This is a genomic window from Amycolatopsis sp. NPDC054798 (genome assembly GCF_053611505.1).
The window spans coordinates 21,088-36,558 of record NZ_JBSHAM010000044.1; the positions used below are offsets into that span (position 1 = coordinate 21,088).

Sequence of the window (15,471 nt, forward strand, 5' to 3'; positions counted from 1 at the left end):
AAAACACCCGCGAACAGGGAAAGCGTTCATCCCCTCGGGCCGAAGAAACCCGTTGCGGGGCAAGAGAAATCAACCAGCCGGACGCGGCCGGGAGAAAAGGTCAGGAATCCCTACACAGCGCGCTGGCCTGCTGGCGCAGATCCACGTGCAGACGCCACACCAGGGCAACCGGAAAGGACATGCGCGAAATACTCTGGCGAACCGCACGCACTGTCAATGCGGTGATCAATCGTGAGAACGTCGACCGAAGGGGTGAATATCCCACGAACTGGGCCGGCTTGCCCGCCCCGCTCCGCCCGCCCGGCGAAAGCGGCGGCGCTGACCTGCGATGCTCCGTTCGGCCCAAACTATGTACGGCGGTTCGGCGTCCGGGACGAGGCTGTTCGCCCGTTATGTTCGTTACCTTTTCGTGACCGAATGCCGGGAACTTCCGCCCGCCAGGCAACGACGGCACCACTGCCCGACGGCGCGAAGCGGACCGAAACGGCATAATCCGCTCAATGGCAGAGCCGTTTCCCTGGTACATCGTTCTCGGCTACCTGACCTCGTTCGTCCTGCTCTGGATCGCGGGCCGGACCGAGGGCGGCGGCACGGTCACCTCGGCGATCAGCAACATCGCCTGCGGCCTCGTTTTCCTCGGCACCACGCTGACCTGGTTCACCGTCAGCATGGACGTCCGCGCGCCGGTGGCGGTGTGGATCGCGCTTCCGGTGGCGTTCGTCGCCTTCGTGCTCTGGCAGTCCTGGCGGCAACGAGATTCGCTCCGCCGTCTCGGCACCACGAACGAAGCGACCTTCGGGGTGCTGCCGAAGCGAGGCCGCACGGTGCCGTTCGACCAGCAGGACAGCTTGTCGCTGCGGCGAGTCCTCGAACTCGAGCACCAGGGCCATCGGCTGCTCGGCGTCGAATACCCGCTCTCCGCGCCGGATTCGGTCACCGACCGGGTCACCGACCGCGTCGGCGGCATCTACTCGATGGTCGAACTGCGGATCCCCGCCGGCCCGACCCTGCTGATCACGCCGAAGGTCGGGGCGTTCGAACCGGAGTACACCACCCCGTTCGAGGATGCCCGGATCACCCGGATTCAAGTCGGCACCCCGAAGCCGTCGCCGAAGCAGTCCGCCCAGCCTCGGGAGTTCCTCGCCGGGGAGCTGCAGAAGTTCGCCGCGGATCCCGAATTCGACCGGCGTTTCGAGGTCAGCACCGACGATCCGGAGTTCGCCGCCGCAGTGCTCACCGCGGAAGTGCGCGAACTGATTCTCAGCGACCTGTGGTTCCGGGTCCACGAGGTCGTGTTCGACCGGGACGCCCTCTGGACCGCGGAAGCGGACGGCCTGAACGAGGACCGGTTGCTCGGCAACGCCCGCCACCTCGCGATCTTCGCCGCTGCCGTGGCGCCGAACCTCTGGTCCGGCACCGAGTTCGCCCGCGTGGCCGCCCGCGCCGAAACCGGCTACGACCTGTGGTTCGGGCAGCGCCGCGGATTCGTGCGGAACCGGGTGAACCGCTACCGCGAATCGATGGACCGGCAACCGCTCGCCCCGACCACGGTGCTGACTCGCTCGCTGCTCGCGGGGGCGCTGGTGGTGGGCGGCTTGCTGCCGATCGCCAACGGTGTGGCCGCGGCGGCCGGTCTCGCCGCCGAGGTCCAGCTCACCGTCGTCGACTCCACCGCTGGCGACGCCGGCCGCTCCTGCGGGCTCAACCGCACCCAGATCTGCGACAGCCAGTCCCCCGCGGTCCGCGGGACCTATCCAGACGGCGGGAAAACCCACGAGGTCGTCACCACCTGGCACGTCGGCCAGCTGCCTGAGCGCGGCGACGTCGTCCCGGTGCGGATCGGGCCGATCTGGTGGCACCCGGTGTTCCAGAACAACGACGCCGTCGCGCTGACCATCCTGGCCGCACTCGCCCCGGTCGCACTGGGACTGTTGTTCTTCAAGATGATCTTCCGGCCGAAAGCGCCGCGGCGGGTCCGCATCCTGCGCGAGAGCCGGCGATCCCGGCAGATCGACGTCGGGCCACCCCCGTCCTGACCATGCCGGATTGCTGACCTGCGGCGATCACCCGCCCCGGATTCCGCACTCTTGAAGCACGAAGCCGACAGAAGCGGCATAATCCCGCACATCAGCGAGGTGCAGGGAAGGTGTGACCGCCGTGTCCGAAGAGATGGACCGACTCGTCGCGGAGTTCGAGAAGTTCCAGACGAAGCTCAAGCAGGCCGAGGCGCAGTTCGCGAAGGTCGGCGACATGCAGGAGGAACTGAACGCGCTCGAAGCGCAGGTGATGTCGCCGGACCGGACGGTCACCGTGGTCGCGGGCCCGAGCGGCTCGGTCAAGGACCTCCGGCTCTCCCCGGACGCGCTGCGCCAGCAGCCGGACCAGCTGGCGTCCACGATCCTGGCGACGCTGCACCAGGCCGTCGCCGAATCCGCGCGCAAGCAGGCCGGGATCGTCGACGAGCACGTGGGCACGGCCTTCGGCCTCAACGTGTCCGAGCAGGTTCTCGAGGCACAAGCCGCGGGCATGGGAACCACAGTGGAGGAATTGGAGTCCAACCTCCCGGAGGCGCAGCCGCAGCGGCCGGCGACGCCGACTCGCGACGAGGAGGACTTCGCGAACAACAACCTGCTTCGCACTGAGCAGCAACCGGCTCAGGCTCCCCCGCCGCCGCCCGCCGCTTCGGCGGGCGACCAGTTCCTCAAGAACTTGTTCAACGACGAGGAGGACCACCGATGACCCACAGCGTCGTCACGACCGCCATCACGAAGTACTCGACCGGACTCGACCACTACAAGAGCGAGGCGGGCAAGTTCGGCAACCTCGTGGGCCAGGCCGACGTGGGCGACAAGTCGTGGGGCCTGATCGGGCTGGTCGCGAAGCAGACCTACACCGGCAAGCTCGAAGAACTCAAGCAACTGCTCGAGGCCATGAAGAGCGGCGTCGAGGTGTTTCAGGACAAGCTCGGCAAAGCCGCGGAGATCTACGACGGGCACGAGAAGGACACCGTCATGACCTTCGGAAAGTTCGACGCGAAGATCGACGGACCGCTCTGAGCAAGGGGAACTCATGGGACAGGACAGCGTCGCCGACGGCGTAAAGATCAAGCACGAAGACGGGTTCGGCCACGACGCGCTCGAAGCGGCCAAGAAGACGCCGTTCGTCGGCAAGGGCGTCAACACGATCTCCGGCGCCATCGACAACTACGGCGACGCCAAGAGCTTCGGCGACTTCGCCTCGGCCAGCGGACAGCTGGTCCAGGACGGCGCCGGCTTCGTCGCGGGCGCGGCGGTGGACCTGGCGAGCTTCGCGCTCGACCCGGTGGGCTGGCTGGTCAGCAACGGCCTGAACATGCTGATCGAGCTGATCCAGCCGCTGCAGGACGCCCTGCACTTCGTCACCGGCGACGGTCCTGCCCTCAAAGAAGCCTCCGGCAACTTCGTCGAGATCGGCAAGGGTTTCGTCACCCTCGCCGACAACTTCGTCAAGGAAGGCGACGAAGCGCTCAAGGACTGGCAGGGCGAAGGCGGCGACGCCGCGAAGAAGGCGTTGGCGCAGTTCTCCGAGGGCATCAAGGGCATCGGCTCCAGCGCGGGCGCGGTCGCCGAGACGCTGCAGATGTGGTCGATGGTCATGACCGTCATCGAAGAGGTCGTCAAAGCCCTCATCTCCGAGCTGGTCAGCTGGCTGATCTACCTGTGGCTGCCCGCACTCGCCGCCTCCGTGGTCAGCCTCGGCTCGTCGGTCGCCGCCGCGATGACGGCCTCGGTCGCCCGCGTGGCCAGCACGGTCAGCCGGGTCACCAGCCACCTCGGCAAACTCGGCCAGCTGATCGAGAAGTTCCTGACGTTCCTGGCCAAGTGGGCCGACGAGATGATCAAGCAGGGCTCGAAGCTCACCCCGTCCGGAGCCCGGATCACCCCCGGCACGGAGAAGGCGCTCGCCGGCGCGGTCGCCAACGCCACCGGGACGAAGGGAAGCGCCTTCGGCACCGCGGCGGTCGACGCGCTGAAGAACGCGCCGGGCGAGGCCGTCAAGCAGGTCATCGGCGTGAACCCGGCCGACCTGAGCAAGGGTTCGTCCTACGTCGGCAAGGGTGCTTTCGACTTCGTCGACAAGACGATCAGCAACACCCGGGACATCACGAAGTCCGAGGGCGCGAGCGACGCGGCCGGGGATCACACGGAGAAGGAAACCAAGGAAAACCTGGACATGTAAGGGAACGGGCGCGGCTGGCACTCGGCCGCGCCCGCCGCGGTCAGAGCCGGTGCCCGCAATCCGCGCAGAACACCGCGCCCGCCTTGGATTCCTTGCCACACTCTCCACAATGGACAGTCGGGGCCAGTGAACTCCCGCACCCGGTGCAGAACTTCCCGCCGTTCACCTTCAGCCCGCAATCCGGGCACGTGAGCTTCGCCCGGGTGTCCAGATCCAGGTCGCTGGTCCAGTTCTTCTCGCGCGCCTTGTCCCAGATCTGGTCCCGCTGCGCCGCCGCCTGCGCTCGCGAGACCTCCTCAGCCACGCTCGGCGAACAGCGCAGGCACTGGCCGATTTCCTCGTTCCAGCACTGCTCCGCGCACATCCAGTCGCTACAGCCCCGGCACTGGCGGAAGCGCGGGGTGATCTCCTCGACGGCCGCGGTCAGCGCGCGGTCCTTCGCCGACGAGTTCGTCGCCCGGTCGTACTTCCACTGGTCTGCGGAGCTGCTCAACTGCTGCAGCGTCCCGCCGAAAAACGAGCCGACTGCGCGCAGCATGCTGCGCCCAGTCTCCATCGCGTCCCGCTGGAACGCCGACCGGTACCCGTTTCCGCAGCGCTCGCAACGGAACTCGAACTGGTACCCCTGCGCGTTGGAGAGATCCGAGAAGTTGTCCGTGAACGGCACGACATCAGCCACGCGCGCGAAAGTAAGCCAGCGGAGGGCCAGGCGCGACCGTACAAGTACCGTCTCCGGACCCGTTACGCACCGCGACCGTGACCGCGCGCCGCTTAGCAGGGCTTTTTTACGGTTTTGCCGTGTTTAGCCGGATACCGTCCGTAAAATGCCGGATTGGGCCATAACGGCAGGCAACCGAACACAGGGGAGGCGGCATGTCCGACGAGTTCGACCGGTTGGTCGCGGAGTTCGACAGGTTCCAATCGAAGCTGCGGCGAGTGGACGACCAGTTCTCCAGCATCGCCCAGATGCAGGAGGAGCTGAGCGCGCTCGAAGCGACCGCGACGTCGCCCGACCGGTCGGTCACCGTGGTCGCCGGTCCAGGCGGGTCGATCAAGGACATCCAGGTCACCGATGCCGCGCTGCGCCACGGCGGGACGGAATTGTCCGGGATGGTGATGGCGACCCTGCAGCAGGCGGTCGCCGAGTCCGCGCGGCAGCAGGCCGTGCTGGTGGACCAGCACACGGGCAACTCGATGCGGCTCACCGACCAGGTGCTGGAAACCCAGGCCGAATTGCTGGGCACCGACGTCGAGGAATTGCGTGCCGTGATGGAACGGGGCGCGCCCGCGCCGCAGCGGAGCGTCGAGGAAGAACAGCACGAGGACTATTCCGAGCGCGAGCTGCTGGCCGACCCCGAGGAGAAGACCCCTCCCCCGCCGCCGCCGTCCTCGGCCGGGTCCGCCGGGGACGACTTCCTGAAGAACCTGTTCGACGACGAGGACCACCGCTGATGGCCGGCTACCAGGTGCAGACGGCGAAGCTCTACGACTACTCCCGCCAGCTGGCGGGCAACAAGACCGCGGTCGCCGGGGTCAAGGGCAAGGTGGCGCAGGCCGACGTCGGCGACGAGTCCTGGGGCGTCGTCGGCATCTTCGTCAAGCACATGTACACAGACATGGTCGGTGACCTGAAAGACCTGCTGACCGCGATGGAAACCGGCCTGCAGTCCGCCTCCGACAAGATCAACCGCGCTGGCCAGTTCTACGACCAGACCGAAGAGGATCACTGCCGCAGCTGGAAAGACGTCATGGGCAAGATCGACAACCTCGGCAGCGGACAGAAGTAGGGGGCGCGATGTCTGATCCGTTGGGCAAGATCGAGATCAAGCCGGAGGACGGCACCGGCAAGAAGATCGCCAACGCGCTGCCGGTCGTGGGTGGCGCGGTGAAGATCTACGACGCGGGCACCAGCGACGCGATCAAGGCCGGAGACACCGCGACCGGATTAAGCGGGGTGGTTTCCGAGACGACCAACTTCGTCCAGTCGTGCGCGGAAACCGCGATGAGCATCAGCACCGACCCGATCGGCTGGCTGGTCGGCCAGGGACTGAACTTCCTGCTGGCCGTCTGCGACCCGCTCCAGGACGCGATCCACTTCGTCAGCGGCGACGGCCCGGCGCTGTCCAAAGCGGCCGAGAACTTCACGGCGATCGGACGCGGGCTGGAGCAGTTCGCGCACCAGTTCAGCGAGCAGGCGAAGAGCTCGCTCTCGCAGTGGGAAGGCGGCGCGGCCGAAACCGCGGCGGAGAAGCTGGCCAAGTTCTCGACCGGGATCACCGGCACCGCCGACCAAGCCGGCGACATCGCGACGATGCTGCAGGTCTGCAGCATGGCGATGACCGTCATCGAGGACTTCATCAAGGCGTTGCTGACCGAGCTGATCACCTGGCTGATCATGATCTGGATCCCGGCGCTGGCCGCCGCGGTCCCGTCGTTCGGAGCATCCACCGCGGCGGCGGGCACGGCGACCGGGGTACGCGCGGCGTCTACCGCGGGCAAGGCGACGAAGCAGGTCAGCAAACTGCAGAAACTGCTCGACATGATCAAAGACTTGATCGCCCGGTTCCAGACGTTCTTCAAAGCGGCCAAGGACGAGGTGGCCAAGATGGCCGTGGAAGGCGGCAAGACCACCGCCAATCGGGCCAAGGACGGTTTCGGGAAAACCGTCGGCGGGAAGCTGCTGGACGAGGCACGGTCGCAGATCGGGCTTCGAAGCCACAACAAGAACGACCCCGACCTGCCGGTCAAGCCAGGGAAACCGTTGGGACACCTGGAGAACGCGCGCAAGGCCGTCGAGTACGCGGCGACCGGGGACGGAACTTCGGAAGACGAGACCAAAAAAGATCTGGAGTTCTGAGCCGTGGATCTCGCCCTCGCAGAGCACGACGCTTGGTACTGGCTCAGGCCGATCCTCGGACTCCTGGTCATGGTCGTGCTCCCGAGTTATCTCGGCTTCCGCTGGCATCGGAAGAAGAAACGGGCGAGACAAGCCCGGCAGGCCGCATTGCACGCGGTGCCCGAGGAATTGGGCGGATCCATGGTCGCCGATCTGCAATACGGGCGGCCCCGGTCCGCGCAGCGCCGGAAGCCTCTTGGCGAGCTGTACCGGCCGAAGACCATCTCGGAGGGCATGAGCTTCCCCAGCAGTCCTCCGACCGTCGAGTTCGCGGCTGACCTGCCGCGGCGGGACCGGCAGTTCCGGGTCAGCGAGTACTGGTGCACGCTCCGGGTCGGAGCCAACAGCAGCAGAAGGATCTACGAGTACACCATCGAAACCAAGGTCGGGCCAACGCCGAGCATGAAGATCGCCAAGGCGTACCCGACCGAACCGGTGCGGATGTTCGGGCGGACCATGGCGTATCTCAACTACCAGCAAAGGCTGTTCGAAGCGGAGGCGCGAACCTCGCCCTCGGCCGCCCGCTGGGAGCGATTTACGTCGTCCGAGAACGAGTTCACCGGATACGCCAGCGATCAGGACCTCTCGGCCCAGGTCACCGTCCCGGAGACCATGGACTGGCTGCGCGGCAACCATGAACTGCTTCCGGACCTCATCGGCCTCGAGCACGGGTGGTGCTACGCGGTGTACCGGGACGAGATCGACCCGGCGACCCTGGTCGCCAGAATCGACCTGATCGCCGACTTCCTCGACCGGATCAACGTGCCCGCCGCGGTCTGACCCCTCATACAGCGAAACGCCCCCGGCCGAAGCCGGGGGCGTTTCGTTCAAGCGGAGCGGATCAGCGGAAGTCGCGACCGAAGTCGTAGTCGTCCAGCGGAACCGCGGCGCCGGTGCCCGAACCGAACACGTCCGGGGTGTAGTAACCGTCGTCGTAGGACGGGATCGCGTACGCCGCGACCCGCGCCTCCTCGGTCGGCTGCACCTGGATGTTCCGGTACTTGTTGATGCCCGTACCGGCCGGGATGAGCTTACCGATGATGACGTTCTCCTTGAGGCCCACGAGCTTGTCCGAACGGCCGTTGATGGCCGCGTCGGTCAGGACTCGCGTGGTCTCCTGGAACGAAGCCGCCGACAGCCACGAGTCCGTGGTCAGCGACGCCTTCGTGATGCCCATCAGCACCGGACGGCCCGAAGCCGGCTCGCCGCCCTCGGCGACCGCGGCCCGGTTCGTCGCCTCGAACTTCGTCCGCTCGGGCAGTTCGCCCGGCAGGAAGTCCGTGGCGCCGGAGTCGATGATCGTCACGCGGCGCAGCATCTGCCGCACGATGACCTCGATGTGCTTGTCGTGGATCGACACACCCTGCGCCCGGTACACCTTCTGGACCTCGTCCGTGAGGTGCATCTGCGCTTCGCGCGGGCCCATGACGCGCAGGACCTCGTGCGGGTCCGGCGTGCCCTCGAGCAGCTGCTGGCCGACGTTGACGTGGTCGCCGTCGCCCAGCGGGCCGTTCGGGGTGTTCGCGAGCCGCTGCCGCTTGGACAGCTTGTCGAAGACGATCTCCTCCGACCCGTCGTCCGGGATCAGGGTGATCTTCCAGAACCGCTCGCTCTCCTCGATCCGCACGCGGCCGTCGACGTCCGCGATCGGAGCCTTGCCCTTCGGCACGCGGGCCTCGAAAAGCTCGGTGACACGGGGCAGACCGGTCGTGATGTCGTCACCGGCGACACCACCCTGGTGGAACGTACGCATCGTCAGCTGCGTACCCGGCTCACCGATCGACTGGGCGGCGACGATGCCGACGGCCTCGCCGACGTCGACGAGCTGGCCCGTCGCCATCGAACGGCCGTAGCAGGTCGCGCAGACGCCGACCGCCGACTCGCAGGTCAGCACCGAGCGGACCTTGACCTTCGAGATGCCGCTGGACAGCAGCTTCTCGATGGCCGGGTCGCCGATGTCGTCGCCCGCGTTCAGTACGACGTTGCCCTTGGGGTCCACCGCGTCCGTCGCGAGGTTCCGCGCGTACACGGAGGTCTCGACGTGCTGGTCGCGCACGACCTTGCCGTCGCCGAGGTCCTCGCCGATCGGCATCATGATGCCGCGCGTGGTGCCGCAGTCGACCTCGCGGACGATGACGTCCTGCGAAACGTCCACCAGACGACGGGTCAGGTAACCCGAGTCGGCGGTACGGAGCGCCGTGTCCGCCAGACCCTTCCGGGCACCGTGCGTGGCGATGAAGTACTCCGCCACCGACAGGCCTTCACGGAAGTTCGCCTTGATCGGACGCGGGATGTACTCACCCTTCGGGTTCGACACCAGACCACGCATACCGGCCAGCGAACGGACCTGCGTCATGTTGCCCGCCGCGCCCGACTTCACGATCATGGCGATCGGGTTGTCGTCCGGCAGCGCCGTCTCCATGATCTTGTGGACCTCTTCGGTCGCCTGCGTCCACACCTTGACGAGCTCGTTGTTGCGCTCGGCGTGGGACAGCTGACCGCGCTGGTAGCGCTTCTCGACCTGGTCGGCCTTGCCCTCGTACTCGTCGAGAATGGCCTTCTTGCCGACCGGGGTCAGCACGTCCGAGATCGCGACCGTGACGCCCGAGCGGGTCGCCCAGTAGAAACCGGCGTCCTTGAGCTTGTCCAGCGTCTGCGCGACCTGCGTCATCGAGTACCGCTCGGCGAGGTCGTTCACGATAGCCGCCTGCCGCTTCTTCGGCATCGGCTCGTTGATGAACGGGTAGTCCGCCGGCAGCAGGTCGTTGAACAGCACGCGGCCCAGCGTCGTCTCGGCCAGCCACGGCTTGCCCGGCTCCCAGCCCTTTTCCGCGAGCGCCGCCTCGTCGGCCTTCGCCGGCTGACGGTCGGTGACGCGGATCTTGACCGGGGCGTGCAGGCTCAGCGCCTTGCGGTCGAACGCCATGATCGCCTCGGCGGGCGACGAGTACGCGTTGCCCGCGCCCTCGGCGTTCTCGTTCAGCCGGGTCAGGTGGAACAGACCGGTGACCATGTCCAGACGCGGCATGGCGAGCGGACGGCCCGACGCCGGCGACAGGATGTTGTTCGCCGACAGCATCAGGATCCGGGCCTCGGCCTGCGCCTCGGCCGACAGCGGCAGGTGCACCGCCATCTGGTCGCCGTCGAAGTCCGCGTTGAACGCTTCACAGACCAGCGGGTGCAGCTGGATGGCCTTGCCCTCGACCAGCTGCGGTTCGAAGGCCTGGATGCCCAGCCGGTGCAGGGTCGGCGCACGGTTCAGCATCACCGGGTGGCCGGTGATGACCTCTTCGAGCACGTCCCACACCTGCGGCCGCGAGCGCTCCACCATCCGCTTGGCGGACTTGATGTTCTGCGCGTGGTTCAGGTCGACCAGCCGCTTCATGACGAACGGCTTGAACAGCTCGAGCGCCATGTCCTTCGGCAGACCGCACTGGTGCAGCTTCAGCTGCGGACCGACGATGATGACCGAACGGCCCGAGTAGTCGACACGCTTGCCCAGCAGGTTCTGGCGGAACCGGCCCTGCTTGCCCTTCAGCAGGTCGGACAGCGACTTCAGCGGCCGGTTGCCCGGGCCGGTGACCGGACGCCCGCGGCGGCCGTTGTCGAACAGCGCGTCGACGGCCTCCTGCAGCATCCGCTTCTCGTTGTTGACGATGATCTCGGGCGCGCCGAGGTCGATCAGCCGCTTGAGCCGGTTGTTCCGGTTGATCACGCGGCGGTACAGGTCGTTCAGGTCCGACGTGGCGAAGCGGCCACCGTCGAGCTGCACCATCGGGCGCAGGTCCGGCGGGATGACCGGGACGGCGTCGAGCACCATGCCGCGCGGGTCGTTGCCGGTCGCCTGGAACGCGGCGACGACCTTGAGCCGCTTCAGCGCACGGAGCTTCTTCTGCCCCTTGCCGTTGCGGATGGTGTCGCGCAGGTTGTCGGCCTCCGCGGCGACGTCGAACTCGGTCGCCAGCTTCTGGATCGCCTCGGCGCCCATGCCGCCGGTGAAGTACTCGCCGTACCGGTCGATCAGCTCGCGGTAGAGCAGCTCGTCGGCGATCAGCTGACGCGGCTCGAGCTTCGTGAAGGTCGTCCAGACCTCCTCGAGACGGTCCAGCTCGCGACCGGCGCGGTCGCGGATCTGGCGCATCTCGCGCTCGCCGCCCTCCTTGACCTTGCGGCGCACGTCGGACTTCGCGCCCTCCGCCTCCAGCTCGGCCAGGTCGGCTTCCAGCTTCTGCGCGCGGGCCTCGATGTCGGCGTCGCGCTTCGTCTCGAGGTTCTTGCGCTCGACGCCGATCTCGTTCTCGAGGGTCGGCAGGTCGTTGTGCCGCAGCTCGGTGTTCACGCCGGTGATCACGTAGGCCGCGAAGTAGATGATCTTCTCGAGGTCCTTGGGAGCCAGGTCCAGCAGGTAGCCCAAGCGCGACGGAACGCCCTTGAAGTACCAGATGTGGGTGACCGGCGCGGCCAGCTCGATGTGGCCCATCCGCTCACGGCGCACCTTGGCGCGAGTGACCTCGACGCCGCAGCGCTCGCAGATGATGCCCTTGAACCGGACGCGCTTGTACTTGCCGCAGTAGCACTCCCAGTCCCGGGTCGGGCCGAAGATCTTCTCGCAGAAGAGCCCGTCCTTCTCCGGCTTGAGGGTCCGGTAGTTGATGGTCTCCGGCTTCTTGACCTCGCCGAAGGACCACTGACGGATGTCGTCGGCGGTGGCGAGGCCAATCCGGAGCTCATCGAAGAAGTTGACGTCCAGCACGTCTAAGTCCCCTTGGGGTTGTTTCGGCTAGAGAGGGGTCGGCGGTGGAGCCGGGATCCGCGGGAGGCAGATCCCGGCTCGACACCGAATCAGTGCACGACGTCGTCCACCGAGGGCGACTCGTTGCGGGACAGGTTGATGCCGAGGTTCGCCGCCGCGCGCTCGAGGTCCTCGTCGTCGGAGTCGCGCATCTCGATCGCCGCGCCGTCGCTGGAGAGCACCTCGACGTTGAGGCACAGCGACTGGAGCTCCTTGAGGAGCACCTTGAACGACTCCGGGATGCCCGGCTCGGGGATGTTCTCCCCCTTCACGATCGCCTCGTACACCTTGACGCGGCCGACCACGTCGTCCGACTTGATCGTGAGCAGTTCCTGCAGCGTGTAAGCCGCGCCGTAGGCCTGCATCGCCCAGCACTCCATCTCGCCGAAGCGCTGGCCGCCGAACTGCGCCTTACCGCCCAGCGGCTGCTGGGTGATCATCGAGTACGGACCGGTGGAGCGGGCGTGGATCTTGTCGTCGACCAGGTGGTGCAGCTTCAGGATGTACATGTAGCCGACCGACACCGGGTACGGGTACGGCTCGCCGGAGCGGCCGTCGAACAGCGTGGCCTTGCCGTTCTCCTTGACCATGCGCTCGCCGTCGCGGTTCGGCTTGGTCGCCCCGAGGAGGCCAGTGAGCTCCTCCTCCTTCGCGCCGTCGAACACCGGGGTCGCGGTGTTCGTGTTCGGCGCGACGTCGTAGAGCTCCGGCGACAGGTTCTTCGCCCAGTCCGGGTTGCCCTCGATCGTCCAGCCCTGCGAGGCCAGCCAGCCGAGGTGCAGTTCGAGGATCTGGCCGATGTTCATCCGTCGCGGAACACCGTGGGTGTTCAGGATGATGTCGACCGGGGTGCCGTCCTCCATGAACGGCATGTCCTCGACCGGCAGGATCTTGCCGATGACACCCTTGTTGCCGTGCCGGCCGGCGAGCTTGTCGCCCGGCTGGATCTTGCGCTTCTGGGCCACGTAGACGCGGACCAGTTCGTTGACGCCCGGGGGCAGCTCGTCGTCGTCCTCGCGGGAGAACACCCGGATGCCGATGACCTTGCCGGTCTCGCCGTGCGGCACCTTCAGCGAGGTGTCGCGGACCTCGCGCGCCTTCTCGCCGAAGATCGCGCGGAGCAGGCGCTCCTCCGGGGTCAGCTCGGTCTCGCCCTTCGGCGTGACCTTGCCGACCAGGATGTCGCCGTCGCGGACCTCGGCGCCGATGCGGATGATGCCGCGCTCGTCGAGGTCGGCCAGCACCTCCTCGGAGACGTTCGGGATGTCCCGGGTGATCTCCTCGGCGCCCAGCTTGGTGTCGCGGGCGTCGATCTCGTGCTCCTCGATGTGGATCGACGTCAGCACGTCGTCCTGCACCAGGCGCTCGGAGAGGATGATCGCGTCCTCGTAGTTGTGGCCCTCCCACGGCATGACCGCGACGAGGAGGTTCTTGCCGAGCGCCATCTCACCGTTCTCGGTGGACGGGCCGTCGGCGATGACCTGGCCCTGCTCGACCCGGTCGCCCTCGTTGACGATCGGCCGGTGGTTGAAGCACGTGCCGTGGTTGGAGCGGCGGAACTTGTACAGTCCGTAGCTCTTCCGCGTGCCGTCGTCGTGCATGATCGTGATGATGTCCGCGGACAGCTCCTCGACCACGCCCGCCTGCTCGGCGACCAGGACGTCCCCGGCGTCGACCGCGGCGCGCAGCTCCACGCCGGTGCCCACGTACGGAGCCTGGTTGCGCAGCAGCGGCACCGCCTGGCGCTGCATGTTCGCGCCCATCAGCGCGCGGTTCGCGTCGTCGTGCTCCAGGAACGGGATCATCGCGGTGGCGACGGAGACCATCTGCCGCGGCGACACGTCCATGTAGTCGATCTCGAGCGGGTCGATCAGCTCGACCTCGCCGCCCTTGCGGCGGCCGAGGACCTTGGACTCGACGAAGTGGCCGTCGTCGGTCAGCGGCGCGTTGGCCTGCGCCTTGACGTAACGGTCTTCCTCGTCCGCGGTCAGGTAGTCGACCTGGTCGGTGACCTGGCCCTCGACGACCTTGCGGTACGGCGTCTCGATGAAGCCGAACGGGTTGACCCGCGCGTACGAGCACAGCGAGCCGATCAGGCCGATGTTCGGGCCTTCCGGCGTCTCGATCGGGCACATCCGGCCGTAGTGCGACGGGTGGACGTCGCGGACCTCCATGCCGGCGCGCTCACGGGACAGACCGCCCGGGCCGAGGGCCGAAAGACGACGCTTGTGCGTCAGGCCCGACAGCGGGTTGTTCTGGTCCATGAACTGCGACAGCTGCGAGGTGCCGAAGAACTCCTTGATCGCCGCGCCGATCGGGCGGATGTTGATCAGGGTCTGCGGCGTGATCGCCTCGACGTCCTGCGTGGTCATGCGCTCGCGCACGACGCGCTCGGTGCGGGAGAGGCCGACCCGGATCTGGTTCTGGATCAGCTCGCCGACGGTGCGCAGGCGGCGGTTGCCGAAGTGGTCGATGTCGTCGGTCTCGACCGGCACCTCGACACCGGCGGAGCTCGTCATCTTGTCCTCGCCGGCGTGCAGCCGGACCAGGTACTCGATGGCCGAGACGATGTCCTCTTCGGTCAGCGTGCCGGTCTCGTACGGGGTGTCGAGGCCCAGCTTCTTGTTGACCTTGTAGCGGCCGACCTTGGCCAGGTCGTAGCGCTTCGGCTTGAAGAACAGGTTCTCCAGCAGCGTCTGCGCGCTCTCCTTCGTGGGCGGTTCGCCCGGGCGCAGCTTGCGGTAGATGTCGAGCAGCGCCTCGTCGGTGCCCGCGGTGTGGTCCTTCTCGAGGGTGGCCAGCAGCGTCTCGGAGAACGAGAAGCGCTCGCGGATCGCCTCGGTGGACCAGCCGAGCGCCTTCAGCAGCACGGTGACCGGCTGGCGGCGCTTGCGGTCGATGCGGACGCCGACGGTGTCGCGCTTGTCCACGTCGAACTCGAGCCACGCGCCGCGGCTCGGGATCACGCGCACGCTGAAGACGTCCTTGTCGGTCGTCTTGTCGACACTGCTGTCGAAGTACACGCCCGGAGAACGCACCAGCTGGGACACGACGACCCGCTCGGTGCCGTTGATGATGAAGGTGCCCTTGTCGGTCATCACCGGGAAGTCGCCCAGGAAGACCGTCTGGCTCTTGATCTCGCCGGTGTTGTTGTTGACGAACTCGGCGGTGACGAACAGCGGGGCCGCGTACGTCATGTCCTTGTCCTTGCACTCCTCGATCGAGGCCTTGACCTCGTCGAAGCGCGGAGCGGAGAAGGACAGGGACATCGAGCCCGAGAAGTCCTCGATCGGAGAGATCTCGTTGAGGACCTCTTCCAGACCGCCGACCGGGTTCTCTTCGCCTTCGTTGACGCGGCGCTCGAACCACGCCTCGTTGCCGGTGAACCACTGGAACGACTGGATCTGGACGTCAAGCAGGTTCGGGGTGGAGAGTGGCTCGCGGATCTTCGCGAAGGAGACCCGCTTGGGCGCTCCGGGGATTCCCGTGGCCTGCGCGCGGGATTCAGCCGAGGTGGTCGCAGCAGTGGCCTGGTTCGCGGGAGAGACTGCCAAGATGCGTCCTT

11 protein-coding genes are annotated in these 15,471 nt (G+C 67.0%); 8 read left to right on the top strand and 3 right to left on the bottom strand.

Annotated elements, in window-relative coordinates:
* The first annotated feature begins 500 nt into the window (after positions 1-500).
* From ACWGIC_RS25435 to ACWGIC_RS25450, 4 genes are all read left to right on the top strand, one after another.
* The gene (locus ACWGIC_RS25435) at positions 501-2,036 is read left to right on the top strand and encodes a hypothetical protein (RefSeq protein ID WP_452078440.1); all 1,536 of its coding nucleotides are present in this window, start codon (positions 501-503) and stop codon (positions 2,034-2,036) included.
* 121 nt (positions 2,037-2,157) lie between these two features.
* Positions 2,158-2,739: a YbaB/EbfC family nucleoid-associated protein gene (locus ACWGIC_RS25440; RefSeq protein ID WP_452078441.1), complete on the top strand. Its 582-nt coding sequence runs from the start codon at positions 2,158-2,160 to the stop codon at positions 2,737-2,739.
* A complete protein-coding gene (locus tag ACWGIC_RS25445) occupies positions 2,736-3,056 on the top strand; it encodes a hypothetical protein (RefSeq protein ID WP_452078442.1) in 321 nt (106 codons plus the stop codon). The genes ACWGIC_RS25440 and ACWGIC_RS25445 overlap by 4 nt, the downstream gene beginning before the upstream one ends.
* 13 nt (positions 3,057-3,069) lie before the next feature.
* Positions 3,070-4,218, top strand: coding sequence for a hypothetical protein (locus ACWGIC_RS25450; RefSeq protein WP_452078443.1), 1,149 nt, complete (start codon positions 3,070-3,072; stop codon positions 4,216-4,218).
* Between the two features lie 40 nt (positions 4,219-4,258).
* Here the strand turns inward: ACWGIC_RS25450 and ACWGIC_RS25455 are convergent, their stop codons facing one another.
* Positions 4,259-4,897 (bottom strand): double zinc ribbon domain-containing protein, encoded by a 639-nt coding sequence (locus ACWGIC_RS25455; protein ID WP_452078444.1) that lies wholly within the window; start codon positions 4,895-4,897, stop codon positions 4,259-4,261.
* Between the two features lie 194 nt (positions 4,898-5,091).
* Between ACWGIC_RS25455 and ACWGIC_RS25460 the strand changes: the two genes are divergently transcribed.
* Genes ACWGIC_RS25460 through ACWGIC_RS25475 form a run of 4 tightly spaced genes read left to right on the top strand, consistent with a single transcriptional unit; the run spans position 5,092 to position 7,894 of the window.
* Positions 5,092-5,670: a YbaB/EbfC family nucleoid-associated protein gene (locus ACWGIC_RS25460; RefSeq protein ID WP_452078445.1), complete on the top strand. Its 579-nt coding sequence runs from the start codon at positions 5,092-5,094 to the stop codon at positions 5,668-5,670.
* On the top strand, positions 5,670-6,005 hold the full coding sequence (locus ACWGIC_RS25465; protein ID WP_452078446.1) for a hypothetical protein: 336 nt from the start codon (positions 5,670-5,672) through the stop codon (positions 6,003-6,005). The genes ACWGIC_RS25460 and ACWGIC_RS25465 overlap by 1 nt, the downstream gene beginning before the upstream one ends.
* A gap of 8 nt (positions 6,006-6,013) precedes the next feature.
* Complete coding sequence (locus tag ACWGIC_RS25470; RefSeq protein ID WP_452078447.1) at positions 6,014-7,075, top strand: hypothetical protein; 1,062 nt, start codon at positions 6,014-6,016, stop codon at positions 7,073-7,075.
* A 3-nt stretch (positions 7,076-7,078) separates the two neighbouring features.
* The gene (locus ACWGIC_RS25475) at positions 7,079-7,894 is read left to right on the top strand and encodes a hypothetical protein (protein WP_452078448.1); all 816 of its coding nucleotides are present in this window, start codon (positions 7,079-7,081) and stop codon (positions 7,892-7,894) included.
* Positions 7,895-7,955: 61 nt separating this feature from the next.
* Here the strand turns inward: ACWGIC_RS25475 and ACWGIC_RS25480 are convergent, their stop codons facing one another.
* Both ACWGIC_RS25480 and rpoB read right to left on the bottom strand, forming a co-directional pair.
* On the bottom strand, positions 7,956-11,867 hold the full coding sequence (locus tag ACWGIC_RS25480) for a DNA-directed RNA polymerase subunit beta' (RefSeq protein ID WP_452078449.1): 3,912 nt from the start codon (positions 11,865-11,867) through the stop codon (positions 7,956-7,958).
* A gap of 89 nt (positions 11,868-11,956) precedes the next feature.
* A complete protein-coding gene (gene rpoB, locus ACWGIC_RS25485; RefSeq protein ID WP_452078450.1) occupies positions 11,957-15,460 on the bottom strand; it encodes a DNA-directed RNA polymerase subunit beta in 3,504 nt (1,167 codons plus the stop codon).
* Between the last annotated feature and the right edge of the window lie 11 nt (positions 15,461-15,471).

Coding starts and splice junctions, on each gene's coding strand:
- ACWGIC_RS25435 (WP_452078440.1), top strand. CDS start 501: ATGGCAGAGCCGTTTCCCTGGTACATCGTTCTCGGCTACCTGACCTCG.
- ACWGIC_RS25460 (WP_452078445.1), top strand. CDS start 5,092: ATGTCCGACGAGTTCGACCGGTTGGTCGCGGAGTTCGACAGGTTCCAA.
- ACWGIC_RS25445 (WP_452078442.1), top strand. CDS start 2,736: ATGACCCACAGCGTCGTCACGACCGCCATCACGAAGTACTCGACCGGA.
- ACWGIC_RS25465 (WP_452078446.1), top strand. CDS start 5,670: ATGGCCGGCTACCAGGTGCAGACGGCGAAGCTCTACGACTACTCCCGC.
- ACWGIC_RS25450 (WP_452078443.1), top strand. CDS start 3,070: ATGGGACAGGACAGCGTCGCCGACGGCGTAAAGATCAAGCACGAAGAC.
- ACWGIC_RS25470 (WP_452078447.1), top strand. CDS start 6,014: ATGTCTGATCCGTTGGGCAAGATCGAGATCAAGCCGGAGGACGGCACC.